Source organism: Lentzea sp. NBRC 102530 (genome assembly GCF_030269365.1).
Taxonomy (GTDB): domain Bacteria; phylum Actinomycetota; class Actinomycetes; order Mycobacteriales; family Pseudonocardiaceae; genus Lentzea.
Genome location: NZ_BSTF01000012.1, coordinates 24,832 through 47,761, shown reverse-complemented (window position 1 = coordinate 47,761; position 22,930 = coordinate 24,832). Strand labels below are relative to the sequence as shown.

24 protein-coding genes and 3 tRNA genes are annotated in these 22,930 nt (G+C 67.9%); 3 read left to right on the top strand and 24 right to left on the bottom strand.

The window, feature by feature from the left end:
- Positions 1-75 precede the first annotated feature (75 nt).
- The 12 genes from QSK25_RS29375 to rplJ form a co-directional block, all read right to left on the bottom strand.
- On the bottom strand, positions 76-576 hold the full coding sequence (locus tag QSK25_RS29375) for an Rv1363c family protein (protein WP_285643034.1): 501 nt from the start codon (positions 574-576) through the stop codon (positions 76-78).
- On the bottom strand, positions 576-1,808 hold the full coding sequence (locus QSK25_RS29370; protein WP_285643033.1) for an MCE family protein: 1,233 nt from the start codon (positions 1,806-1,808) through the stop codon (positions 576-578). The genes QSK25_RS29375 and QSK25_RS29370 overlap by 1 nt, the downstream gene beginning before the upstream one ends.
- Positions 1,805-2,944, bottom strand: coding sequence for an MCE family protein (locus QSK25_RS29365; protein WP_285643032.1), 1,140 nt, complete (start codon positions 2,942-2,944; stop codon positions 1,805-1,807). Before QSK25_RS29365 ends, QSK25_RS29370 begins: the two co-directional genes overlap by 4 nt.
- Entirely contained in the window at positions 2,941-4,107 is a 1,167-nt protein-coding gene (locus QSK25_RS29360) for an MCE family protein (protein WP_285643031.1), read from the bottom strand. Before QSK25_RS29360 ends, QSK25_RS29365 begins: the two co-directional genes overlap by 4 nt.
- On the bottom strand, positions 4,104-5,105 hold the full coding sequence (locus QSK25_RS29355) for an MCE family protein (protein ID WP_285643030.1): 1,002 nt from the start codon (positions 5,103-5,105) through the stop codon (positions 4,104-4,106). Before QSK25_RS29355 ends, QSK25_RS29360 begins: the two co-directional genes overlap by 4 nt.
- Entirely contained in the window at positions 5,102-6,133 is a 1,032-nt protein-coding gene (locus QSK25_RS29350) for an MCE family protein (RefSeq protein ID WP_285643029.1), read from the bottom strand. Before QSK25_RS29350 ends, QSK25_RS29355 begins: the two co-directional genes overlap by 4 nt.
- Positions 6,130-7,434, bottom strand: coding sequence for an MCE family protein (locus QSK25_RS29345; RefSeq protein ID WP_285643028.1), 1,305 nt, complete (start codon positions 7,432-7,434; stop codon positions 6,130-6,132). Before QSK25_RS29345 ends, QSK25_RS29350 begins: the two co-directional genes overlap by 4 nt.
- Positions 7,431-8,240 carry an MlaE family ABC transporter permease gene (locus tag QSK25_RS29340; protein ID WP_090065886.1) on the bottom strand — a complete coding sequence of 270 codons (810 nt, stop codon included), beginning with the start codon at positions 8,238-8,240 and terminating at the stop codon, positions 7,431-7,433. The genes QSK25_RS29345 and QSK25_RS29340 overlap by 4 nt, the downstream gene beginning before the upstream one ends.
- Positions 8,240-9,025, bottom strand: a complete 786-nt coding sequence (locus QSK25_RS29335; protein WP_229694202.1) for an MlaE family ABC transporter permease — start codon at positions 9,023-9,025, stop codon at positions 8,240-8,242. The genes QSK25_RS29340 and QSK25_RS29335 overlap by 1 nt, the downstream gene beginning before the upstream one ends.
- A complete protein-coding gene (locus tag QSK25_RS29330; RefSeq protein WP_285643349.1) occupies positions 9,022-10,083 on the bottom strand; it encodes an ABC transporter ATP-binding protein in 1,062 nt (353 codons plus the stop codon). Before QSK25_RS29330 ends, QSK25_RS29335 begins: the two co-directional genes overlap by 4 nt.
- 971 nt (positions 10,084-11,054) lie before the next feature.
- The gene (gene rplL, locus QSK25_RS29325; RefSeq protein ID WP_285643025.1) at positions 11,055-11,441 is read right to left on the bottom strand and encodes a 50S ribosomal protein L7/L12; all 387 of its coding nucleotides are present in this window, start codon (positions 11,439-11,441) and stop codon (positions 11,055-11,057) included.
- Positions 11,442-11,497: 56 nt separating this feature from the next.
- Positions 11,498-12,052 carry a 50S ribosomal protein L10 gene (rplJ, locus tag QSK25_RS29320; RefSeq protein ID WP_285643024.1) on the bottom strand — a complete coding sequence of 185 codons (555 nt, stop codon included), beginning with the start codon at positions 12,050-12,052 and terminating at the stop codon, positions 11,498-11,500.
- Between the two features lie 251 nt (positions 12,053-12,303).
- On the opposite strand from rplJ, the gene QSK25_RS29315 reads away from it, so the two are divergent.
- Both QSK25_RS29315 and QSK25_RS29310 read left to right on the top strand, forming a co-directional pair.
- Positions 12,304-13,005, top strand: coding sequence for a hypothetical protein (locus tag QSK25_RS29315; RefSeq protein ID WP_285643023.1), 702 nt, complete (start codon positions 12,304-12,306; stop codon positions 13,003-13,005).
- 9 nt (positions 13,006-13,014) lie between these two features.
- A complete protein-coding gene (locus QSK25_RS29310; RefSeq protein ID WP_285643022.1) occupies positions 13,015-13,785 on the top strand; it encodes a methyltransferase domain-containing protein in 771 nt (256 codons plus the stop codon).
- Here QSK25_RS29310 and QSK25_RS29305 read toward each other — a convergent pair.
- Positions 13,744-14,628 carry an NAD(P)-dependent oxidoreductase gene (locus tag QSK25_RS29305; RefSeq protein WP_285643018.1) on the bottom strand — a complete coding sequence of 295 codons (885 nt, stop codon included), beginning with the start codon at positions 14,626-14,628 and terminating at the stop codon, positions 13,744-13,746. The two genes, QSK25_RS29310 and QSK25_RS29305, sit on opposite strands and share 42 nt — an antisense overlap.
- 84 nt (positions 14,629-14,712) lie before the next feature.
- On the opposite strand from QSK25_RS29305, the gene QSK25_RS29300 reads away from it, so the two are divergent.
- Positions 14,713-15,681, top strand: a complete 969-nt coding sequence (locus QSK25_RS29300; protein ID WP_285643017.1) for a helix-turn-helix domain-containing protein — start codon at positions 14,713-14,715, stop codon at positions 15,679-15,681.
- A 63-nt stretch (positions 15,682-15,744) separates the two neighbouring features.
- Here QSK25_RS29300 and rplA read toward each other — a convergent pair whose 3' ends face one another.
- From rplA to QSK25_RS29245, 11 genes are all read right to left on the bottom strand, one after another.
- Complete coding sequence (gene rplA, locus QSK25_RS29295) at positions 15,745-16,455, bottom strand: 50S ribosomal protein L1 (RefSeq protein ID WP_285643016.1); 711 nt, start codon at positions 16,453-16,455, stop codon at positions 15,745-15,747.
- 82 nt (positions 16,456-16,537) lie between these two features.
- Positions 16,538-16,972: a 50S ribosomal protein L11 gene (gene rplK / locus QSK25_RS29290; protein ID WP_065915943.1), complete on the bottom strand. Its 435-nt coding sequence runs from the start codon at positions 16,970-16,972 to the stop codon at positions 16,538-16,540.
- Between the two features lie 86 nt (positions 16,973-17,058).
- On the bottom strand, positions 17,059-17,868 hold the full coding sequence (gene nusG / locus QSK25_RS29285) for a transcription termination/antitermination protein NusG (protein ID WP_285643010.1): 810 nt from the start codon (positions 17,866-17,868) through the stop codon (positions 17,059-17,061).
- 40 nt (positions 17,869-17,908) lie between these two features.
- The gene (gene secE, locus QSK25_RS29280; RefSeq protein ID WP_502881905.1) at positions 17,909-18,343 is read right to left on the bottom strand and encodes a preprotein translocase subunit SecE; all 435 of its coding nucleotides are present in this window, start codon (positions 18,341-18,343) and stop codon (positions 17,909-17,911) included.
- Between the two features lie 15 nt (positions 18,344-18,358).
- Positions 18,359-18,431, bottom strand: a tRNA-Trp gene (locus tag QSK25_RS29275).
- 237 nt (positions 18,432-18,668) lie between these two features.
- Complete coding sequence (locus tag QSK25_RS29270) at positions 18,669-19,076, bottom strand: MaoC/PaaZ C-terminal domain-containing protein (protein ID WP_285643008.1); 408 nt, start codon at positions 19,074-19,076, stop codon at positions 18,669-18,671.
- On the bottom strand, positions 19,073-19,522 hold the full coding sequence (locus tag QSK25_RS29265) for a MaoC family dehydratase N-terminal domain-containing protein (RefSeq protein ID WP_285643006.1): 450 nt from the start codon (positions 19,520-19,522) through the stop codon (positions 19,073-19,075). Before QSK25_RS29265 ends, QSK25_RS29270 begins: the two co-directional genes overlap by 4 nt.
- 70 nt (positions 19,523-19,592) lie before the next feature.
- The gene (rpmG, locus tag QSK25_RS29260) at positions 19,593-19,757 is read right to left on the bottom strand and encodes a 50S ribosomal protein L33 (RefSeq protein WP_015105301.1); all 165 of its coding nucleotides are present in this window, start codon (positions 19,755-19,757) and stop codon (positions 19,593-19,595) included.
- A gap of 200 nt (positions 19,758-19,957) precedes the next feature.
- Positions 19,958-20,030 (bottom strand) — tRNA-Met (locus QSK25_RS29255).
- A gap of 43 nt (positions 20,031-20,073) precedes the next feature.
- Positions 20,074-20,149: transfer RNA gene (locus QSK25_RS29250), tRNA-Thr, on the bottom strand.
- A 74-nt stretch (positions 20,150-20,223) separates the two neighbouring features.
- Complete coding sequence (locus tag QSK25_RS29245; protein ID WP_285643003.1) at positions 20,224-22,830, bottom strand: putative bifunctional diguanylate cyclase/phosphodiesterase; 2,607 nt, start codon at positions 22,828-22,830, stop codon at positions 20,224-20,226.
- Positions 22,831-22,930: the final 100 nt, after the last annotated feature.

Here is a 22,930-nt window from a genome sequence, read left to right as displayed (position 1 = left end):
TGCCGGGGTGCTCGGGACTGGGCGGCGGCGGGGTGGGGGCACGTGCGCTCGATTCCTATCAGCTCTGGCCGGGGGTCAGACGCCTGCCCGCAGCGGGCCCAGCTGGCTCAGCTTCCAGCCGTCGTCCGTGCGGGTGAGCTTGGTCAGGTACCGGTTGATCTTGGTGACCTGCTGGCCGCCGTCCGGGGTCACGGTGCTCTCGACCACGGCGATCATGGAGGCGGTGCCCGCGCGGTCGTCCAGTTCGGTGATGGCGGCGTCGAGCACCTTCGAGGTGGTCACGGACTTGGCGTCGACCAGCTGCTTCTTGCGCGAGTCCTTGTCCTTGTCGATCTCCGCGCGCAGGTCGCCGGTGGACGAGTTCAGCCAGCGCTGGAGGTCCTCGTCCACCTTCTTGTAGTCGAGGGTCAGGAAGTTCGTGATGCCCACCTGGCCGGAGCGCAGGGCGTCGTCGCGTTCGGCGGCGAACGACGACTCGGACGAGCCGCGCGCCGAGTACCAGACGAAACCGCTGAACACGGCGAACACGAACATCACCACCGCGAAGACCACGGCGACACCTGTGAAGACCCGCACTACTTCTTCCCCTCCGAAGGCAGACCGAGCAGCTGGCCGAGTGACGTCAGCAACGGCACCTCGGGAGCCGCCTGGCCGGTGGTGGGTTCCTGGCCCGGCTGCGTCGTCGCGTTGCCGACCGGGGTGGTCGGCGTGCCGCCGTACGGCGCGTTCTGCGAGCCTCGCACCGACGTCGCCGACCCGCGCGCCAGAGCGCAGTAGGCCTGCGTGTTCAGCGGCGCGGCGGACGTGTCGCCGCCCGGCCGGATGGTCGTCCCCTCGTAGCCCACGGTGCACGGCATCGGGTCGAACACGTTCAACGCCAGGCCGAAGTGCGCGGACCCGTCGCCCGGCGCCACGGAGAACCCACCACCGACGGCGATGGGGTACGTCACCGCGATCTGCTCCAAGCCGTCACGCCTGGTCACGAGGATGTTCGAGGTGGTCAGCAGGTTCGCGAACACGACCCCGAGGTTCGGCCCGCTCTCCTTCAGCAACGCCGACACCTGCTCCGACGCCGGCGGCACCGCGACGATCAACCGCCGCAGGTCGCCGTCCGAGGCCTTGAGCTGCTCGGCGAGCAACCGCAGATCCCCGCTGAACGACCTGATCGCGCCACCGGACGCGGCCTGCGTGGCCAGCACGATCCGCCCGTCCTGCAACAGCTGCGTCGTCTGCGGCAGGTGTTCCTTGGCCGCGGCCGTGAACGCCGCCGTGTTGTCGATCAGCACCTGCAGGTCGCCACCGGTCCCGGAGAACGCCGTGTGCAGCTCGTCCACGACGGTCCGCAACGAGTCCGTCGGCACCGAGGAGGCGAAAGCGTCCAAATTGGACAGCAACCCGTCCACGGGAGGCGGCGTGCGCGTGGCCGACCGCGGGATCACCGAGCCGGCTTCCAGGTACGGACCGTCGTCGGACTTCGGCCGCAGGTCGACGTACTGCTCACCCACCGCCGACCGGTTCGCCACCACGGCTTCCAGCGAAGAAGGCACCCGCGGCGCGTCCGCGTCCAGTTCCAGGTCGACCTCGATGCCGTCGCCCATCAGCCGCAACTGCCCGACGCGCCCGATCGTCACGCCGCGGTACGTCACCTCGGCGTTGGTGAAGATGCCGCCCGAATCGGCGAGCTGCATCGTCACGACCGTCGACGACGACTTGAACAGACCGATGTAGGTGGCGCTGACGTACGACACGCCCAGCAACGCGACCAGCACGAACGCGCCGATCTTGAGCTTCGTCGACCGCAGGATCACCGGCGACCACCTCCCAGCAGGCCACCGAGCAGGTCGCCCAGGCCCGATCCGGTCCCCTGCCCGAGGTTCGGCAGCGGGATGTTCGGCATCGGCAACGGCGTCCCCTGCGACGGGATCAGCGAGTCGATCGGCGACTGCCGCGACCGCGACAGGTTGTCGAGCACCGTCCCGAGGTTCAGGTCGAGGTCGATGAACGCGTTGGTGTAGTCACCGCGGATGCCGTCCACCGCCTCGTCCGGGAACGGGTAGGTCAGCAGCAGCTCCAGCGACTTCGGCAGGTTCTGCCCCGACTCCGCGAGCTTGGTCAGCGTCGGCTGCAACGCCTTCAGGTCCGCCACGATGTCGTCCCGGCTGCGGTTCACCGTGTCCGTCGCGACGTCCGACAGCTTGTTCAACGACTGCAACAACGTCACGAGCTGCGTCCGCTGCTCGGCCAGCACCTTGAGCCCCGGCTCCAGATCGGTCAGCGCCACCGCGATCTTCTCCCGCTGCCCGGCCAGCGTCCCGGCCAGCCGGTTCATCGAGTCCAGCGCGCGGACGATCTCCGCCTTGTGCTCGTCGAGCTCCCCGACGAACGTGTTCAGGTTGCCCAGCAACGAACGGATCTCCGCCTCGTTGCCCTCCATCGCCGCGTTGAGCTCCTTGGTGATGTTCTGCAGCTGAGCCACACCACCACCGTTGAGCAACATCGACAACGCGCCGAAGACCTCTTCGACCTCGGGGTTGCGGTTGGTCTTGTCCAGCGGGATCACCGCGTTGTCGGCAAGGCGTCCAGCAGCGTCCTTGGGCTTGCCCAGCTCCACGAACTTCTCGCCGAGCAACGCCGACTGGCGCAGCTTCGCGAACGCGTTGGAAGGCAGCTGCACGTCCCCGTTGACCAGCATGGTCACCTCGGCGGTCCACCCGTCGGCCCCGAGATCGATCTTCTCGACCCGCCCGACCGGCACGTCGTTGACCTTCACGCCGGCCTGCGGCACCAGGTCCAGAACGTCCTTGAACTGCGCCTTGACCCGGTACGGGTGATCCCCGACGTCCGCGCCACCCGGCAACGGCATGTTGTAGACGCCGTCGAACCCACCGGACCCGCAGCCCGACACGAGCAGCAGCGCCGTCAACCCCACCACGAGCTTCCTCATTGGGGCACCCCCGCGAGCGGCAGGGGCAACGGCAGCTTGCCCGCGTTCAGGTCACCCAGCACCTCGGCCGGGGACTTCAGCGGAATCGCTCCGGTCAGCAACGGTTCCAGCTGCTTGCAGGTGTTCGTCAGCACCGGCGGCACGTTGTTCGGCGTCGCCTGCTGGATCAGCTTGCAGATCAGCACGATCGGCGGCTGGTTGAGCTCGTTGATGTTCGCGCGGGTGTCCAACGTCCCGGACGCCGCGTTGTAGGAGTTCTGCAGGTTGCCCAACGCCAGCGGCGCGACGTCCAGCGTCTCGGCCAGCGCGGCCCGCTGGTTCACCAGCACCTGCGTGATCGAGGCGAGCTTGTCCACGTTGGACTTGAGCACCTCGCGGTTGTCCTTGATGAACCCCTGCACCAGTCCCAGGGCCGTCGCCAGCTCGGACAACGCCGCCCCGAGATCCCCGCGTTCGTCGGCGAGCATCTTGGACACGTCCGCGAGCTGCTTGTTGAAGTCGCGCACCTGGCTGTCGTTCGCGGCCAGCATCGCGGTGAACTTCTGCAGGTTGTCGACGGTCGCGAACAGGTCCTCCTTGGACCCCGACAACGTGCGGGTGGCCTGGCCGAGGTTCTTCAGCGTGTCGTTGAGCGCCTGACCGTTGCCCTCGAGGTTCGCGGCCGCGGAGTTCAGCAGGTCCGCCAGCGCCCCGTCGGCGTTCGCCCCGTTGGGCCCCAACGCCGTCGTGAGCTTGTCCAGCGACGAGTACAGCTCGTCCAACTCGACGGGCGTCGCGGTGCGCTCGCGCGGGATCACGGCGTCGTCGGCCATCGCGGGACCGCCGGTGTAGGCGGGCGCGAGCTGCACGTACCGGTCGGAGACGACGCTCGGCGAGACCACGACGGCCTGCGCGTTCTCCGGCACCCGCACGTCGCGGTCGACGGTGAACACGACCTTCACGGTCTTGCCCTCGGGCGTGACCTCGTCGATCGTGCCGACCTTCACGCCCAGCACCCGCACGTCACCGCCGGGGTAGACGCCGACGGCCGCGGCGAAGTGCGCGGTGACCCTGCGCCCGTTCATGGCTCCGAACACCCACCAGAGCCCGGCCGTCACGACCAGCGCCAGCACGCACGCGATCGCGATGAACCGGCCGACCCTGGACTGCGCCACATCAGTCATCGCTGCACCCCCGGAGGCAGGCAGCCTTCCTCGTTGAACCCGACGACGCCGAGGTTCACCGAAGGCGGCAGCAGGCCGCAGATGTAGGTGTCGAACCACCGGCCGTTGCCCAGGGTGTTCGCGAACACCCGGTAGAACGGGGCCATCAGCGCGAGGCTGCGGTCGAGGTTCTCCTGGTTGCGCTCGAGGATCGTGGTGACCCGGCCGAGCTGCTCCAGCGCGGGCTTGAGCTGGTTCTGGTTGTCCGTCACCAACCCGCTCAGCTCGCGCGAGAGATCGCGGGTACCGGTCAGCAGCGCGCTGATCGACTCGCGGCGCTTGCGCAGCTCGCCGAGCAGCAGGTTGCCGTCCGCCAGCAGCTTCTCGAACTCGGCGTTGCGGTCGGCCAGCGTCTTGCTCAGCTGCCGCGTGTTGTCCAGCAGCTTCGCCAGCTGCTCGTCACGCGAGGAGATCGTCTTCGACAACGCCGACAGGCCGTCGAGAGCGCCCCGGACGTGCTCCGGCGAGTTCTTGAAGGTGTCGGACAGGACCGTGAAGCTGTCCGCGAGCTGCTTGGTGTCGATCTGGCCGACGGTCGTCGCGAGCCCGTTGAACGCCTCGTTCACGTCGTACGGCGCGAGCGTGCGTTCCTTCGGGATCGGGTCGCCGGGCGAGAGCGGCGCGCTGCCCTGCGGGTCGAGCGCCACGAACTTCTGGCCCAGCAACGTCTTGATGCGGATCATCGCGGTCGTGCGGTCGCCCACCCAGGCGTCCTTGACCTTGAACGTGACCCGCACGCGGTCGCCGTTGAGCTTGACCTTGGTGACCTTGCCGACCTTCACGCCGGCGACGCGGACCTCGTTGCCCGGCACCAGTCCGGCGGCCTCGCTGAAGTCCGCGGCGTACGAGGTGCCGCCGCCGACGATCGGCAGGTCGTCGGAGTAGAACGCGGCCAGCAACAGCAGCGCGATCAACGTCAGGCTGATCGCACCCGTCCTGATGGGGTTCGAGGTCTTCATCGGCGGCACCTCTGCTGGGTCACCGGCAACGCCGTGATCGGGATCGGGTCGTTGATGACCGGCGGCACGGCGACCTTGCCGCTGGCCTCGCACAGGTAGAAGTTGAACCACGAGCCGTAGGTCGCGGTCCGCGTGATCGTCTCCAGCTTGTTGGGCAGGCGCTGGAGCATCTGGTCGACCAGGACCTCGTTGTCGCCCAGCGTCTTCGAGACGATGCCGAGCTGCGCGATGTCGTTGCGCAACGGCTCACGCCCCTGCTCCAGCAGGCCCGAGGTGGCGTTCGTGAGGTCGCCCAGCGCGGTGATCGCGTCACCGATCGGCTGGCGGTCCTGCGCGAGGCCGGAGACGAGCGTCTGCAACGTGATCACGAGGTTGTTGAAGTCCTCGTCGCGCGAGTTCACGGTCTCCAGCGCGGTGTTGAGGTTGTCGACGACCTCGCCGATCACCTTGTCCTTGCTCGCCAGCGTGCTGGTCAGCGAGGCCGTGTGCTGCAGGAGGCTGTCGATCGTGCTGCCCTCGCCCTGGAGCACCTGGATGATCTCGAACGACAGCTTGTTCACGTCGTCCGGGTTCAGGGCCTGGAAGAGCGGCTTGAAGCCGTTGAACAGCACGGTCAGGTCCAGCGCGGGCTTGGTGCGCTCCACCGGGATCGTGCCGCCCTCGGGCAGCACGGCCCTGGTGTCGCCGGTGCCGGCCTCCAGTGCGATGTACCGCTGTCCCACCAGGTTGCGGTACTTGATCGTCGCGGTGACGGCCTCGGGCAGCTTGCGGTCGCCGTCGATCGAGAACTCGACCTCGGCGGTCTTGCGGTCGACGACCTTGATCCCGTCGACCTGGCCGACGCGCACACCGGCGATGCGGATGTCGTCACCCTCGTTCAACGCCGTGACGTCGGTGAACCGCGCCTTGTACTCGGTGGCGCTCGCCAGGTTCACGTTGGCGATGGTGACGGCGAGCAGCGAGGTCGCGAGGATCGTGACCACCGCGAAGGCGATCAGCTTGAGCAGCGGGGCGAGCAGTCCCTTCACTTGACGGTCACCTCCGTCCCGCGCACCAGCGGTCCGAGCAGCAGGCTCGACCAGCCGGGCATGTCCTGCGGGTCGACGCCGACGCGCGGCCCGAACAGCGCCGCGACCAGCCGGGCCTCCTCCGGGGAGTTGGCGAGGCTGCGCACGTCGGCGGACTGCGGCATGGTCGCGCCGGGCGGGATGATCCCGTCGTTCGCGACGCGGGCGGGCGGCGGCGAGCTCGACCCGTCCTGCACCGGGCCCTCCGGCGGGTACTGGGGGAAGGGATCCGGCCGCGGGATGATGTCGTAGCAGCGCGGACCGCGCTTGTCCTTGTACTCGGGCTCGTCGAGGTTCGGCTTGTACTTGCCGCGGTTCTGGGTGATCTCCAGCGTGATGTGCAGACCGGGCTTGTCGGTGCCGGCGCCGAACGCCTTGCTGATGATCGGTTCGAACTCCGCCAGGCCCTTGAGCAGGCACGGGTATTCGGGCGCGTACTTCGCGAGCAGCTCCAGCGTCGGACGGCTGGTGTCGGCGAGGCCGATGATGTTGTTCTTGTTGACCGTGACGAAGCTGGTGAGGTCCTGCGACGTCGTGGTCATCGTCCCGTACAGCGAGAGCAGGTTCTCGCGCTGGTCGACCACGGTCTTCGTCGTCGTGGTCATGTCGTTGAGCGCCTGCAGCAGGTCCGGCGCGGCGTCGGAGTAGACGTTCGCGACGTCCGCGAGCCGGGAGATGTTCTCCTTCAGCGCGGGCAGCTGCGGGTTGAGCTCACCGAGGTAGGAGTCGAGCGACACCAGGGTCTCGCCGAGCGGCTTGCCCCGGCCGTCGAGAGCCTGCGACAACGCCGTGAGGGTGGTGGCGAGCTTCTCCGGCTGGATGGCCTGCAGCACCGGCATCAGGTTGTCCAGCACGCGTTCCAGCTCGATCGCGCTGCTGGTGCGGTCCTGCTCGATGACCGCGCCGTTCGTGATCGCGGCCTGCTTCTGCTGCGGCAGCACGAGGTTCACGTACCGCTCGCCGAACAACGTCTTGGGCAGCAGGCGCGCGCTGACGTTCGACGGGATCTGCTCGACCTTGTCCGGCAGCAGCGCGAGTTCGAGCTCGGCGCCGTCCCCGCTCGTGCGGACGGCCTTCACCGAGCCGACGATCAGGCCGCGGACCTTGACGTCGCTCGCGGTCTGCAGCTGGTTGCCGATGTGGTCGGTCTTGAGCGTGACCTTCACGTAGTCGCTGAAGGCGTCCTTGTAGAGCGCCACCGTGAGCGACAGGAACATGGCGATCGCGAGGAGGAAGGCGATGCCCAGCACGCGTTTCCTCATCCGGCGATCCTCACGGTCGTAGTGGCACCCCAGATCGCGAGGCTCAGGAAGAAGTCGAGCAGCGCCGTCGTGACGATCGCGGTCCGCACCGCGCGCCCGACCGCGACACCCACACCGGCCGGACCGCCGGACGCGCGGTAGCCGTAGTAGCAGTGGGTCATGATGATCACGACCGCGAAGACCAGCACCTTGCCGAACGACCACAGCACGTCGATCGGGGGTAGGAACAGGTTGAAGTAGTGGTCGTACGTGCCCGCCGACTGCCCGTAGAACTCCACGGTGATCGTTCTGGCCGCCAGGTAGCTGGTCAGCAGGCCGATGACGTACAGCGGGATGATCGCGACGAAGCCGGCGATGATCCGGGTCGTCACCAGGAACGGCAGGCTGGGGATGCCCATGACCTCCAGCGCGTCGATCTCCTCGGAGATCCGCATGGCGCCGAGCTGGGCGGTGAAGCCGGATCCGACCGTGGCGCTGAGCGCGAGGCCCGCCACGAGTGGCGCGATCTCACGGGTGTTGAAGTACGCCGACACGAACCCGGCGAACGCACTCGTGCCGATCTGGTTGAGCGCCGTGAACCCCTGGAGACCGACCACGGTTCCGGTGAACACGCTGAGCCCGACCATCACACCGATCGTGCCGCCGATGACCGCGAGCGCTCCGCTTCCGAAGCTGACCTCGGCCAGCAGCCGCAACGTCTCCTTGGAGTACCGCTTGAGCGCGCGCGGCGTCCAGGCCAGCGCCTTGATGTAGAAGGACAGCTGGTCGCCGAACCCGTCGAGGGTGGAGAGCACCTTGTTCGCCATCAGCTCCCCTTCGCGGGCACGACCTGCAGGTAGATCGTGGTGAGGACGAAGTTGACGAAGAACAACAACAGGAACGTGATGACCACGGCCTGGTTCACCGCGTCGCCCACGCCCTTGGGCCCACCGGCCGGGTTGAGGCCCCGGTAGGCGGCCACGATGCCCGCGATGAACCCGAAGATCAGGGCCTTGAGCTCGCTGATCCACAGGTCCGGCAACTGGGCGAGAGCGCTGAAGCTCGCGAGGTACGCGCCGGGCGTGCCGTCCTGCATGACCACGTTGAAGAAGTAGCCGCCCATCACGCCGACGACGCTCACCATGCCGTTGAGGAGCACCGAGACGAGCATCGCCGCCAGCACCCGCGGCACCACGAGCCGGTGGATCGGGCTGACGCCCAGCACCTCCATGGCGTCGATCTCCTCGCGGATCTTCCTGGAGCCGAGGTCCGCGCAGATCGCACTGCCACCCGCACCGGCGATCAGCAGCGCCGTCACGATCGGGCTGGCCTGCTGGATGATCGCGAGCACGCTCGCCGCACCCGTGAACGACTGCGCGCCGATCTGCCGCGTCAGGCTGCCGAGCTGCAACGCGATGACCGCGCCGAACGGAATGGACACCAGCGCCGTCGGCAACACCGTGACGCTGACGATGAACCAGCTCTGCTGGATGAACTCCCGCAGCTGGAACGGCCGGCGGAACGTGGTCCGCACGACGTCGATCCCGAGCTGGCACAGCTTGCCGGTCTCCCGCAGCGCACCGGCACCGGGGAACGAGGCCTGCGTGGTCACAGGACACCACCCTGCCGGGGCCACGGGCTGGGCGTGGGCGCCTGCACACCGGCGTGCACGCCGTACCGCACCTGCTCCTCGGCCGTGAGGCTCGCGATGATGCCCTGCTGGGCCTCGTGGGGCAGCTGGTGGATGATCGTCATGACCCGGTCCTTGCGCCGCCGCACGGCCTCCCGGTACGGCAACCCGGGCGTCGGCTCCAACTGCGGCACGATCCCGCGCACATCCCCTTCGGGCGACCCGTCCGAGTGCCCGGCGTCCGCGTGGGCCTGCTCGGCCGCCATCGTCGCGGTGTCCTTCTCCTCGGACATGCCGATGGGCCCGAGCCGCCGCCCGTTCAGGAACTGCTCCACCACGGGCTCGTCGCTGGTCAGCAACACCTCGCGGGGCCCGAACATGACCAGTTCGCGCCGGAACAGCATGCCGAGGTTGTCCGGCACGGTCCGCGCGATGTTGATGTTGTGCGTGACGATCAGGATGGTCGCGTCGATCTGGGCGTTCAGGTCGATCAGCAACTGGCTCAGGTACGCGGTCCGGACGGGATCGAGGCCGGAGTCGGGTTCGTCGCAGAGGATGATCTCGGGGTCGAGCACCAGCGCGCGGGCCAACCCGGCCCGCTTGCGCATGCCGCCGGAGATCTCACCGGGCAACTTCTTCTCGGCCCCGACCAGGCCGACCATCTCCATCTTCTCGAGCACGATGCGCCGAACCTCGGCCTCCGTCTTGCGGGTGTGCTCCCGCAGCGGAAACGCGATGTTGTCGTACAGGTTCATCGACCCGAACAACGCGCCGTCCTGGAACAGCACGCCGAACATCTTCCGGATCTCGTACAACTTGTGCTCGGAGCACTGCACGAGATCCGTCCCGTTGATGACGATCTTCCCGCGCTCAGGCTTCAACAACCCGACCAACGACTTCAGGAACACGCTCTTGCCGGTACCGGACGGCCCGAGCATCACGCTGACCTCGCCGGGCGGGATCGTGAGCGTGACGTCCTGCCAGATGGTCTGCTTGCCGAAGGACTTGGTCAGACCCTCGACGACCACCTCGACGCCCATCCGCACCTCCGCACACACGCCCAGGGACGCCGCAGCGATCGGCGTCACACCTGGGCAACGAGTTCGTTCGCGGCAGGTTACTCACCAGTTGGCCTAATGCCGGTTGCGTTCAGATAACAGCACGCTGGGTGACCTCGCAAAACGGGCAAGCGCACGTAGACCACTGCCCTGCAACCGGGAAACTCCACCTGATTGTGAGTTGAGGCACACCCTGCAAGCGGGGCGGAGGGCAGCACGGCAGGAGGCGAGGAGCGGGGAACAGGGGCAGGCTCCCGCAGGCGTCCCCTCCGATTGAGGATCCCCCGCAACTCAACGTACCGAGCAGGTCTGACACTCCAAGCCGACCAGCCAGCCAGCTAAGCAGCCAGCCAGCTAAGGAGCCGAGAACTAAGCAGCGATGCGCTCCAGCAGTGGCTTGAGGAGACGCGAAGCCGAAGGCGAGCCCGACAGAGCGCGAGCATCGCGACGGCGCAGCCGAGCTCCAACCCCAACCGCAGTCGCCAATGCAAGGGTGACCACCGTCTTGGCTCGGCGCGCGCACTCAACCGGACAGCCGACATCGCCAGCCAACCACCTACGAAACCTGGCCTGGCGAAGCCGAAGGCGAGCCCGAACGGGCCGATCCTCATCACCTAGCCGGTTCCGCTGCTCTGGGCGATTGGGGCTTGACCTTGAGGGGCGGGATGCCACCATCTCAGACCGGCCGGGGCGCTTCCATCCCCGGCTTTTGAGGCCGATACGCATCCGCCAGAGGCTCAAGGTCAAGTCCCAATCGCACCCCGCTCATTCGAACCGACCCGCGCAAGCACCCTCGCAACCGCAGCCAACCAACAAAACCCAACCAACCGAACGCAACCGACCCCGCTGAACCAGGGACCCGGCCCCAGACACAGCAAAACGGGCGTGCACCCCCGTTGAAAGGTGCACGCCCGTCAAGGCAGATCAAACGCCAGCCCCCGAAGGGGCGAGTCTCACTTGAGCGAGATCTTGGCGCCGGCAGCCTCGAGCTTCTCCTTGGCGGCGTCGGCGACGTCCTTCGCCACGTTCTCCAGGAGCGGCTTCGGAGCGGACTCGACGAGCTCCTTGGCCTCCTTCAGGCCCAGGCCCGAGACGACCTCGCGGACGACCTTGATGACCTGGATCTTCTTGTCGCCGGCGCCCTCGAGGACGACGGTGAACTCGTCCTTCTCCTCGGCCTCGGCCGGAGCGGCACCCGCGGGGCCCGCAACGACAGCGGCGACCGGAGCCGCGGCGGTGACCTCGAAGGTCTCCTCGAACTGCTTCACGAACTCGGACAGCTCCAGGAGGGTCATCTCCTTGAAAGCGTCGAGCAGCTCTTCGGTGCTGAGCTTCGCCATGATCGGCGGTCCTTTCTAATTTCCCGCGCGAAAGCGTCGGGCGTGTCTTTGGGTGATCAGCTTTCGGCGGGAGCGTCGGCTTCGGCGGCGGGAGCCGCGGCGGCCTTCTTCTCCTGCAGGGCAGCAGCCAGGCGAGCGACCTGGGAAGCCGGGGCGTTGAACAGACCCGCGGCCTTGGCCAGGTTGCCCTTCATCGCGCCCGCGAGCTTCGCGAGCAGCACCTCACGGCTTTCGAGGTCCGCGATGGCGGTGACCTCGTCGACCGAGAGCGGGCGGCCATCCATGTAGCCGCCCTTGATGATCAGGGCCTTGTTGTCCTTCGCGAAGTCGCGGATCGCCTTGGCGGCGTCGACGGGCTCGCCCTCGACGAACGCGATGGCGGTCGGACCGGACAGAAGGCCCTCGAGGCCCTCCACACCGGCGTCCGCAGCAGCGAGCTTGACGAGAGTGTTCTTCGCGACGGTGTACTTGGTGCCCGCGCCGAGAGCGCGACGCAGCGTGGTGAGCTGCGCCATGGAGAGGCCACGGTACTCAGTGACAACCGCTGCTGAGCTGCTGCGGAACGAATCCGCGAGCTCAGCGACCGCCGTAACCTTCGTGGGCTTCGCCATGATCGCCTCCTCTCTGGGCTGGGTTAGACCGCCAGTCTGGAGAAGGTCCCGAAACAACAAAAACGCCCACGCGCACAAGCAGCACGGGGCGTCACACAGAGAAACTCTGAAGCCTCGTCCTCCCTGCGCGGGCCGCCCGTGTTGCAACGGGGCCTTCGTTCTCCTCGCGGAGAAAACCTGCGGTCTTCGGTAGAACCACGAAAAGACTACTCGACTGTGTACGGCCGCTCCAAATCGGCATGATGTGACCTGTGACCGACGAGCCCGGCAAGGACCTCGCACCCCGCCAGCCGCCTCAGCCGCCCGCGCCGCCGATGGACCCGGAGCAGCTGCGGCAGTTCCAGGAGTTCCAGCGGTTCCAGGAGTTCCAGCGCTACCAGGAGGCGACGGGCCAGTCGCCTCAAGCCCCCAAACAGCAGGGCAAGCGCTGGTGGCTCGTCGTGCTGGGCAGCCGCATCTTCTGGCGCGCCCTGTTCTTCCTGGTCGTCGTCGGCACCGCGATGTGGGCCTACGACCACTACTTCGGCGTCGACGACCCCGGCGACATCGCGCAGGGCAGCGGCGGCGTCACCGGCGTGGCCCAAGGTCCGCGGTCGCCCACGGGCCAGCAGGGCACGGTCGGCCTGTTCTACAACCACATCGGGCAGAAGAACCCCGATCTCGGCTGCCCCCTGATGGTGTACGAGCCCACCAGGGCGAAGTTCGCACAGGCGTACGGCGCGAAGGACTGCAAGGAAGCCTTCACGAAGCTGAACGCCCAGGTCACCAGCGTCGCGAAGTACGAGCAGATCAACTTCCCGCCGGAGATGATGAAGACCCCGACGAGCGACAAGATCACGGTCGACTCGTGCCTGCTGACCGTCGACGGGGGCCCGCGCCTCGGCACGTTCACGGTGGAGAAGATCAAGAACGGTTGGGTGATCACCGACTGGAGCCCCAGCACCTGTGGTTGATTGGGGTGCATGCCAAACGCACTGGGGGTGCCCAGCCCCGACAAGGTCGAGTACATGGCCGACGCCGCCTCGCTGGGTCGTGACTACAAGCACCAGATGCTCGTCTCGCTCGACCTGAAGCCCGGCCACACCGTTCTCGACGTGGGCTGCGGCCCCGGCACCGACTTACCGGTGATGGCCGACGCGGTCACCACGTCCGGCCGCGTCATCGGCATCGACGTGGACCCGAGGATGGTGGCCGCGGCCGGCAGCTTCCTGAACTTCTACCCGCAGGTCGACGTCCGCCAGGGCGACGCCCACGCGTTGCCGGTGGACGACGGCACCGCCGACCGCGCCCGGATGGACCGCGCGCTCCAGCACGTCGAGGACCCGGCGCAGGTCCTCGCCGAACTCCACCGGGCTCTGAAGCCGGGCGGTCTGCTGCGGATCGCGGAACCCGACTGGGACGCGCTGCTGGTCGACGGCGACCTCGAGATGAACAGGCGGTTCAACCGCTTCGTCTGCGCGGACATGGTCCGCAACTCCACCATCGGCCGCGAACTCCCCCGCCTGGCGAGGGACGCGGGGTTCGAGGTCGAGAACGTCACCGCGGCCACGACCGTCCTCCGCGACTTCGCCAGGGCCGACTACACGCTCGCGCTGAGCCGCAACACCGAACGGGCGATCCGCGCCGGTGCGATCGAGCGCGCGGACGGCGAACGCTGGCTCGCCGAACTCCGCGAGGGCGACTTCCTGGCGTCAGTGACGATCTTCCTGCTGGCCGCCCGCAAGCCCTTGTGACGCAACGCCGAACGACTCCACGGCGCGGGCCAGGCTCTCCTGCCCGCGCCCGGCGTCGACCTGCCGGTCCACCAGCGCCTTGACCGCGTCGAGTCCCGCGAACGGCACGCCCTGCGCCCGTGCGGCCCTGATCAGCGTGGCCAGTCCCGACTGGTTCATCGCGAGGCTCGACTCCGCGTTGTCGTAGGTCGAAGCGTCGATCTCGGCGGCGAACGTCGTCAGCGCCGGCTGGAGGTCGGTCAGCCAGGATGCGAGCAGCGGCGTGAGGTCGGCGACCCCGATCCCGTTCGCCCGCGCCAGCGCCGCCGCGTGCAGGAACCCGCCGAGCAGCCCGTACATCCCGGCCAGGATCGCCACGTCGTACCCGGACGCACGACCGGCGTCGGCGCCGAGGTAGGTCATCTTTCCCAGTAGCGTCAACGACTTCCGCTCGGCGACCTCGGCCGAGCCGCTGTAGATGATCGACGATGCGTCGGTGCCGATCGTCTGCGGCACCGCGTAAACCGCGCCGTGCAGGTACTCGGCGCCGTGCTCATCTGCCCACCGGGCCAGGTCACGAGCGTCGTCCGGCGTGCCGGAGGTGAGGTTGACCAACGCCTTCCCGCGCACGTCCACGTCACGCAGAACCTGGTGTGCCGCTTCGTGGTCGAGCAGGGCGACCACCACGAGCCCACTGGCCGCCACCGCTTCCGGCGCACTACGGGCCACGGTCGCCGCGAGCCCGGAGGCCTTCCCCGCGGAACGGTTCCAGACCGTCACCGGATGGCCGCCGCGCGAGAACGCCTCCGCCAGCGCGCGTCCCAGATTTCCCAGTCCCAGCACGGTGATCGCTTCAGCTGTCATGCCTCCAGCTTCGCCACGGGTGATCGTTCCGACCAGTGACCGGAATGACCCCTGTCACCAAATTCCTGCCATAGGCTGGAGACCATGAGCGCTGGTTCGGTGGCCCTGATCGTCCCCGGCGACTTCGGCGTCGCGGACCTGTACGAGCTGGGCATCCCGGCGGCGGTCTTCGGCACGCCGCAGCCCGACCTCGCCGACCCCTGGTACGAGTTGTGGTTGTGCGGCACCGGAAACCGCACGCGCACGACCACACCGAGCTTCACCCTCAACAGCACCCACACGCTGAACGACGTCACACGCGCAGACACCGTCATCGTGTCGTGGGTGCCGGACGAGGTCTTCGAGGAGACCGCCCCGGTCCCGCCGGATCTGGTCGAAGCACTGCGCGAAGCCCACCGCAACGGCGCGCGGATCGTCTCGGCGTGCGTGGGTGCCTACGCGTTGGCCGAAGCCGGTCTGCTGGACGGGAAACGGGCCACCGCGCACTGGATGCACACGGCGTTGCTGGCGGAGCGCTACCCGGAGATCCAGGTCGACGCGTCGCAGCTCTACGTCGACGAGGGCGACGTCCTCACCAGCGCCGGCATGAGCGCGGGCCTCGACCTCTGCCTGCACCTGGTCCGCCGCGACCTGGGCGCGCAGGTCGCGAACCAGCTCGCCCGCCGGATGATCGTCCCCGGCCACCGCCCCGGCCACCTGGGCCAGTACGTCGATCTCTCGGTCCCCGCCCACGACTCCGACGGCCTCACGCCGGTGCTCGACTGGGCTCGCGCCCGCCTCGACGAACCGCTGACGATCGAGATCCTGGCCCGCCAGGCCGCCATGAGCCCGCGGACCTTCTACCGCAGGCTGCACGCCACGACGGGCACGACGCCGTTGCAGTGGCTGCTCAACGAACGCATCACCAGGGCGCAGGTGTTGTTGGAGTCGACCGATCTGCCGATGGAGAAGATCGCGGCGCTCAGCGGTATCGGCACGGCCAACAACCTCCGCCACCACTTCCTCAAGCAGGTCGGCGAGTCCCCGACCGACTACCGGAAGCACCGGTCCTGAACAGCAGAAAGGCCCCCGGTGCGATACCGGGGGCCTTCTCAGCTAGCTACGAACCGCGGAGGCTCAGGCCTCGTCGACCAGCATGTTGCGGGTGCGGTTCGGGTCGACCGGGATGCCAGGGCCCATCGTCGTGGAGACGGTGACCTTCTTGACGTACCGGCCCTTGGCGGCGGACGGCTTGGCGCGGAGCACCTCGTCCAGCGCGGCGGCGTAGTTCTCGACCAGCTTCTCGTGGTCGAACGACACCTTGCCGATGACGAAGTGCAGGTTGGCCTGCTTGTCGACGCGGAAGTTGATCTTTCCGCCCTTGATGTCGTTGACGGCCTTGGCGACCTCGGGGGTCACGGTGCCCGTCTTCGGGTTCGGCATCAGGCCACGCGGGCCGAGGATGCGGGCGATGCGGCCGACCTTCGCCATCTGGTCGGGGGTCGCGATGGCGGCGTCGAAGTCGAGCCAGCCACCCTGGATGCGCTCGATCAGCTCGTCGGTGCCGACAGCGTCCGCACCGGCGGCCTCGGCCTCAGCGGCCTTGTCACCGGTTGCGAAGACGATCACGCGGGCGGTCTTGCCCGTACCGTGCGGCAGATTCACGGTGCCGCGGACCATCTGGTCGGCCTTGCGAGGGTCGACGCCGAGGCGAATCGCGACCTCGACGGTGGCGTCCAGCTTCACCTTGGACGTTTCCTTGGCGAGCTTGGCGGCCTCCAGCGGCGAGTACAGCCGCTCACGGTCCACCAGCTCGGCGGCGGCCTTGTAGGCCTTGCTGCGCTTCATTCCAACTGTCCTTTAGTTCAGAGATCAGTTCGTGGTTCGTGAGCCGCGCTCGGCTCTCCCACGCTTTCTTGAGAGGGTGCGATCAGCCTTCGACCGTGATGCCCATGGAACGGGCGGTGCCGGCGATGATCTTCGCGGCCTGGTCGATGTCGTTCGCGTTCAGGTCGACCATCTTGGTCTGCGCGATCTGACGCACCTGCTCCATGGTCACCTTGGCGACCTTGACGCGGTGCGGCTCGCCGCTGCCCTTGTCGACACCAGCGGCGGCGAGGATGAGTCGCGCGGCCGGAGGGGTCTTCAGCTTGAAGTCGAACGAGCGGTCTTCGTACACGGAGATCTCGACCGGCACGACCTGACCGCGCTGCGACTCGGTCGCGGCGTTGTAGGCCTTGCAGAACTCCATGATGTTGACGCCGTGCTGACCAAGCGCGGGACCGACGGGCGGCGCCGGGTTGGCGGCACCAGCCTTGATCTGCAGCTTGATGATCGCTGACAGCTTCTTCTTCTTGGGAGGCATTGTCCGTACTTCCTGTTATTGCAGTGTCCGCGCGCGGCTCTGCCAGCCGCAGCGTGGCCGATCGGTCGTCCCTCGCGGGAGACCGCTCAGATCTTGGAGACCTGGCTGAACGACAGCTCGACCGGCGTCTCCCGGCCGAAGATCGACACCAGGACCTTCAGCTTCTGGCCGTCCGCGTTGACCTCGCTGATCGTGGCGGGCAGCGTGGCGAACGGGCCGTCCATGACCGTGACCGACTCGCCGACCTCGAAGTCGACCTCGATGGTCGGCTTCGGCGCGCTGGTGGAGGCGGCCTTCTTGCCCTCGGCCGGCTTCTGCTCCTGCTGCGGCAGCAGGAACTTCAGCACCTCGTCGATCGTGAGGGGCGAGGGCTTGGAGGTGGCTCCGACGAACCCGGTCACGCCCGGCGTGTTGCGGACAGCGCTCCAGGACGCGTCGGTGAGCTCCATGCGGACCAGGATGTAGCCGGGCAGCACCTTGCGCTGCACCAGCTTGCGCTGGCCGTTCTTGATCTCGGTGACCTCTTCGGTCGGCACCTCGACCTGGAAGATGTAGTCCTCCATGTCGAGCGTGTGGATACGAGTCTCGAGGTTCGCCTTGACCTTGTTCTCGTAACCGGCGTACGAGTGCACGACGTACCAGTCGCCGGGCGCGTGGCGCAGGGCCTGACGCAGCTCTTCGGCGGGGTCGGCGATCTCTTCGTCGATCGGCGTCTCGTCGATCGCGAGGACGTCGACGTCCTCTTCGGACTCGTCGCTCTCGTCAACGCCGTCGGTGTCGATCTCGGAGTCCACAGCCTCCGACTCGACCGTCTCGTCGGCGGCGGTGTCCTCGGACACCTCGTCGTCGATGAGGTCGGTCTTCTCCTGGGCGTCAACGCCGTTGTCGGAGCTCACTGTGGATCTCGCTTCCTGGTTGCAGCGGCAGCTGTCCGGCTCAGCCGAACAACTCGAAAACAGCCGCGCCGAAGCCGAGGTCGAGAGCCCACACCAGTGCAACCATGAAGACCACGAACACGAGCACGACACCCGTGTAGGTGACCAGCTGCTTGCGGGTCGGCCAGATCACCTTGCGGAGTTCGCTGACGACCTCGCGGATGTAGCGGAAGCCCCGCCCGATCAGCGAGGGACGCTTTTCCTGTCCTTCACGGGTCTTGGTCGGGCGACCCTTCTTCGCGTCCTCGTCCGACTCCTCGGACTTGGCGACGCTCTTCTTCGACTCAGCGCTGCTGCCGTCCTTGCGGGCGGCTGGGCGAGAGGAGGCACGACGTTCACGTCGCGCCGCAGCGTTGGACGGCCGGGTCGCGCTTTCGCGCTCCTCCGGCTGGTCCTGCTCGCGGCCCTCGCTCATGCCGTCCTCCACTCCACCCATGACGCGCTTCGACAGCAGGGGCGACAGGACTTGAACCTGCAACCTGCGGTTTTGGAGACCGCTGCTCTGCCAGTTGAGCTACACCCCTTTGAGATCCCGAGTGGGGATCCCCTGGCCAAGCAGGAAGTGTACGGGAGCCTGTCCCGTCCATTCCAACCAGACCGCTCAAGCACTTGCCGAGCGGCCTGTCGCACAGCCTACCCATACGCGGGCCGAGAACACGAATCAGGGTCGTGCAACTGAAGCACGACCAAGGCCCGAATCTCGCTTGAGCACCGCAAACACCACCGGACCGGGTTGTCCGGTGGTGTTCTTGATCACAAGATCAGCTGACCCGCACGCGGGCGAAAGCGCCTGTCAACACCGACTTGCCGTCAAAAGCGGCGTTGATGTTGACCTTCACAGTTCCGTCCTCGAAGTCCTTGGTGACCTTCGCGGTGACCTCGACCAGCGCACCTTCGTCGTCGTTCGGCACCACGACGGGACGGCCGAAGCGGCAGCCGTACTCGACGATCGCGCCGGGGTCGCCGATCCACTCGGCGACGATCCGGGACGCCACGGCCATCGTCAGCATGCCGTGCGCGATGACGTCCGGGAGGCCGACCTCCTTGGCCGTCTTCTCGTTCCAGTGGATGGGGTTGAAGTCCAGCGAGGCGCCCGCGTAGCGGACGAGGTCGGCGCGCCTGAGGCGGACGGACAGCGCCGGCAGTTCGGTTCCGACTTCGACGGTCACGCGTCTTCTCCCCTCACGACGAGCATCGACTTGGCGGTGGCGACGAGCTCGCCGTCGACCGTGCTGATCTCCGTCCGCACGGTCACCATGTCGTTGCCCATGCGGGACGTGATGGAGTCGATGTGCGCCACGCTGACGAGCTGGTCCCCCGCGGTGATGGGGCGGTGGTGGGTGAAGTTCTGGTCGCCGTGCACGACGCGGCTGTAGTCGAGCTTCAGCTCCGGGTCGAACATGACCGTCTCGTTCGTCTTCATCGACACGACGATCGCGAACGTCGGCGGCGCGATGACGTCCCTGTGCCCCAACGCCTTCGCCGCGTCGGCGTCGAAGTAGGCCTGGCTGGTCGCGCCGATCGCCTCGGCGAACTCGCGGATCTTCTCGCGGCTCACGTCGTACGGCTGCGACGGCGGATAACTGCGTCCGGTGAAAGCGGGGTCGAGAGGCACCGAATGAGCCTATATGCGACGAGGCCCGCCCCACGTGTGGGACGGGCCTCGGTCGAAAGCTGCTACGCGCTCAGCGGGTTTCCTTGTGCGCGCGGTGCGTCTTGCAGTTCGGGCAGAACTTCTTGATCTCCAGGCGGTCCGGGTCGTTGCGCCGGTTCTTCCTGGTGATGTAGTTCCGGTGCTTGCACTCCTCGCACGCGAGGGTGATCTTGGGGCGTACGTCGGTTGCAGCCACGGTCCTTGCCTTCCTGAGAGCACACGAGACCCCGTCGAACCCAGTCCGGGCTTACCGTCTGGCGGGGCGGGCAGCGAGGCGCTGCCCTGGCAATGCTTCCCGGTCGACCTGCTCACCGGGGGCATGGGGGCTCGGCCCCCAAAATCATGACGGAGTGAGGAAGGTCCGCGTTCTCCGCGGACACGACCCACCCACTCACGTAGCGGTGGCCGGACTTGAACCGGCGACACAGCGATTATGAGCCGCTTGCTCTACCAACTGAGCTACACCGCTTTACACAACTCAAGCCGCAGCGCACTGCACTGCGGCCGAGTAGTGGAGCCCCTTTACGGAATCGAACCGTAGACCTTCTCCTTACCATGGAGACGCTCTGCCGACTGAGCTAAAGGGGCTTGCTCTTTCGTTCTTGCCGAGCAAGGAGAACTCTACAACACCCTGCAACCAAGAACGAAATCCGGGGGTCCCTTTAGTGGACCAGCGTGAGCACCGTCTCATCGCGAGCACCCCTGACCTGCACCGTTCGGGCGCGCAGCCACGCCTCGAAGCGGTCCTCGGACAGCGGCCGGGAGATCAGGTAGCCCTGGGCCACGTCGCAGCCCATGCCCACCAGCTGATCGCGGGCGGCGTCGTCCTCGACACCTTCGGCGACCACGACGAGTCCGAGCGAGTGCCCGAGCTCCACGATCGACCGGACCACGGCCATGTCGCCGAGGTCCGTGCCCATCCCGAGCACGAACGACTTGTCGATCTTCACCTCGTCGACCGGCAGCTGGCGCAGGTACGCGAGTGACGAGTAGCCGGTGCCGAAGTCGTCGACCGCCAGCACGACGCCGATCGCGTGCAGGCGCCGCAGCACCGGCAGCGCGCGTTCGGGGTCGGCCATGACGCCCGACTCGGTGAGTTCGAAGGTCAACAGGCCCGACGGCACGTCGTGGCGTTCCAGCGCGGCCTCGACGCGGTTCGGGAAGTCCTCGTCGCCCAGCGTCCGCACGGACAGGTTGACGGCGATCGACATCCGCAGCCCGCGGTCGAGCCAGCGGCGCACGCGTTCAAGAGCGCGGTCCATCACGAAGTCCGTGAGCACGTCCACCAGCCCGGTCGCCTCGACGGCCGGCACGAACTCGTCCGGGTCCACGCGGCCGAACTCCGGATGCGTCCAGCGCACCAGCGCTTCCGCGCCCACGACCTGACGGGACGGCAGCGCGACCTTCGGCTGGTAGTGCACCGAGATCTGGCCCGTCTCGACGGCCTGGCGGAACTGCGTCACGAGCTGGAAGCGGCGTAGGAACAGGTGGCCCATCGACGGCGCGTAGGCCTTCACCGGCGTGCCCTCGGACGTCGCGCGCACGGCCACGTCGGCCCGCTGCAGCAACACGTCGGGGTCCGGGTCCTCGGTCTCGGAGTCGGCCTTCGAGGCGTAGCCGACGACCGCGGAGGCCTCGACCGTCAGGCGGTCGACGGGGTACGGCACCGACAGGCCGGCACGCAGGCGTTCGGCGGTTTCGTGTGCGGCGGCCGCACGTTCGTCGTCGAGGTACGCGGCGAATGCGCCGCCTTCGAGCCGTGCGAGCGGCACGTCCGCACCGAGTGCGTCGCGCAGACGGCGTCCGGCGGCGACGACCATGCGGTTGCCCCAGGCCTGGCCGAGTGCGTCGGAGACGGTCGAGAGGATGTCGAGGTCGATGCGCAGCACCACGCCCCGCTGGGACTCGCGCAACGGCTCGGCGCACGCCTCGCGGAAGCCCGCGCGGTTCAGCAGGCCCGTCAGCGGGTCGTGGTAGGCGTCGTGGCGCAGGCGGGCCAGCAGGCGGCGGTTGTCGACGGCCGTCGCGAGGTGCGAGGCCAGCGTGCGCAGCAGCTGGATGTCGGCCTTGCCGAACCCGCGCCAGCGCGAGAGCCGGTCGTGGGCCTCGACGGCGCCGAGCAGCTGGGTCGCGCCGCGCAACGGGACGACCAGCGCTTCCTGCGCGTCGCGGCGCAGCAGGGCTTCGGTGACGTCCTCGGTCGCGTCGGCCACGCGGTAGTAGCGGACGTGCGTGCCGGGCAGCTGCAGGACCGGGTCCTCGCGCACGGCACGGGGGTCCGTCGCGGTCATCTCGTCGGGCAGCGGTTCGCCGGCGACGAGGGTGATCATGGCTTCCTGCGGGTCGGTGCGCAGGCGCAGCACGACCCTGTTGGCGTTGAGCTGCTCACGGATGCGCTCCGCGATGAGCTGCCACTCGTCCTCTTCGACGCCGGCGGTGAGGTCGTCGTCGGGCTGGCGCGGGCCGGTGCCGTGCTGGCCCGAGCGCGCGACGCGGAGGCTGACCTCGCTCAACGCCTCCAGGTCGCGCTGTTCGCGCAGCAGCCCGGAGTAGGCGAGGTAGGTGGCCACGATGCCCGCGAGCACCAGGACGATGAGGACGCCACCCCACTCGGTGGTGGTGACGATCTGGTAGCCGACGAGGCCGGCCGAGGTGTTCAGCAGCGCCACGACCAGCGTCTGGAGCACGAGACGCACGCTGTTGCCGGCGCGCATCGACTTGCCCATGAGGCGCAACGCGCAGAGGCCCAGCACGCTCGCGAGCAGCGGCACGGTGATGGTGCCGACGAACGCGCCGGCCCAGAACGGCCCGCCCTTGCCGAGCATGTTGTTCACGGCGGTCGCGGCCGCGAAGGCCACGGAGATCTCCATGAACATGAGGCCCGCGTTGTAGACGGCGCGGTCCAGGATCCGGCGGCCGAGCAACGTGCCCACGCCCGCGACCACGTGCGCGGCGAGCACGATCTCGAACGGTGCCACCAGCAAGCCCAGGACCAGCGGGATCTCGGTGAAGGAGATCGTCCAGGCGACGCCGCTGCGGACGTCGACGTTGATCGCGAGCTGTTCCGCCAGCAGGAAGCCGACGACGAGCAGGGGGCCGATCCAGAACAGGGAGGTGGTCTCCCTCTCCGGCAGCCAGGCCGCGACCATGCCCGCGCAGACGACGCCTGCCACCAGGAGGGTGACGGCGAACGCGCTGAACGCGCGGTTGGTCGACTTGGCCGACCAGGCGGCCGAGTCCGACACGGGGGCCGACGCTCGGTCGGACATCCAGCCTCCTCGTCGGCCTGGGTGGGGGAACCTCTAGGCGTGACTGAGGGGTCCCGCACTTGGCGATCAGGACCCCTCCAGGGGCACCAATGTACCCCGC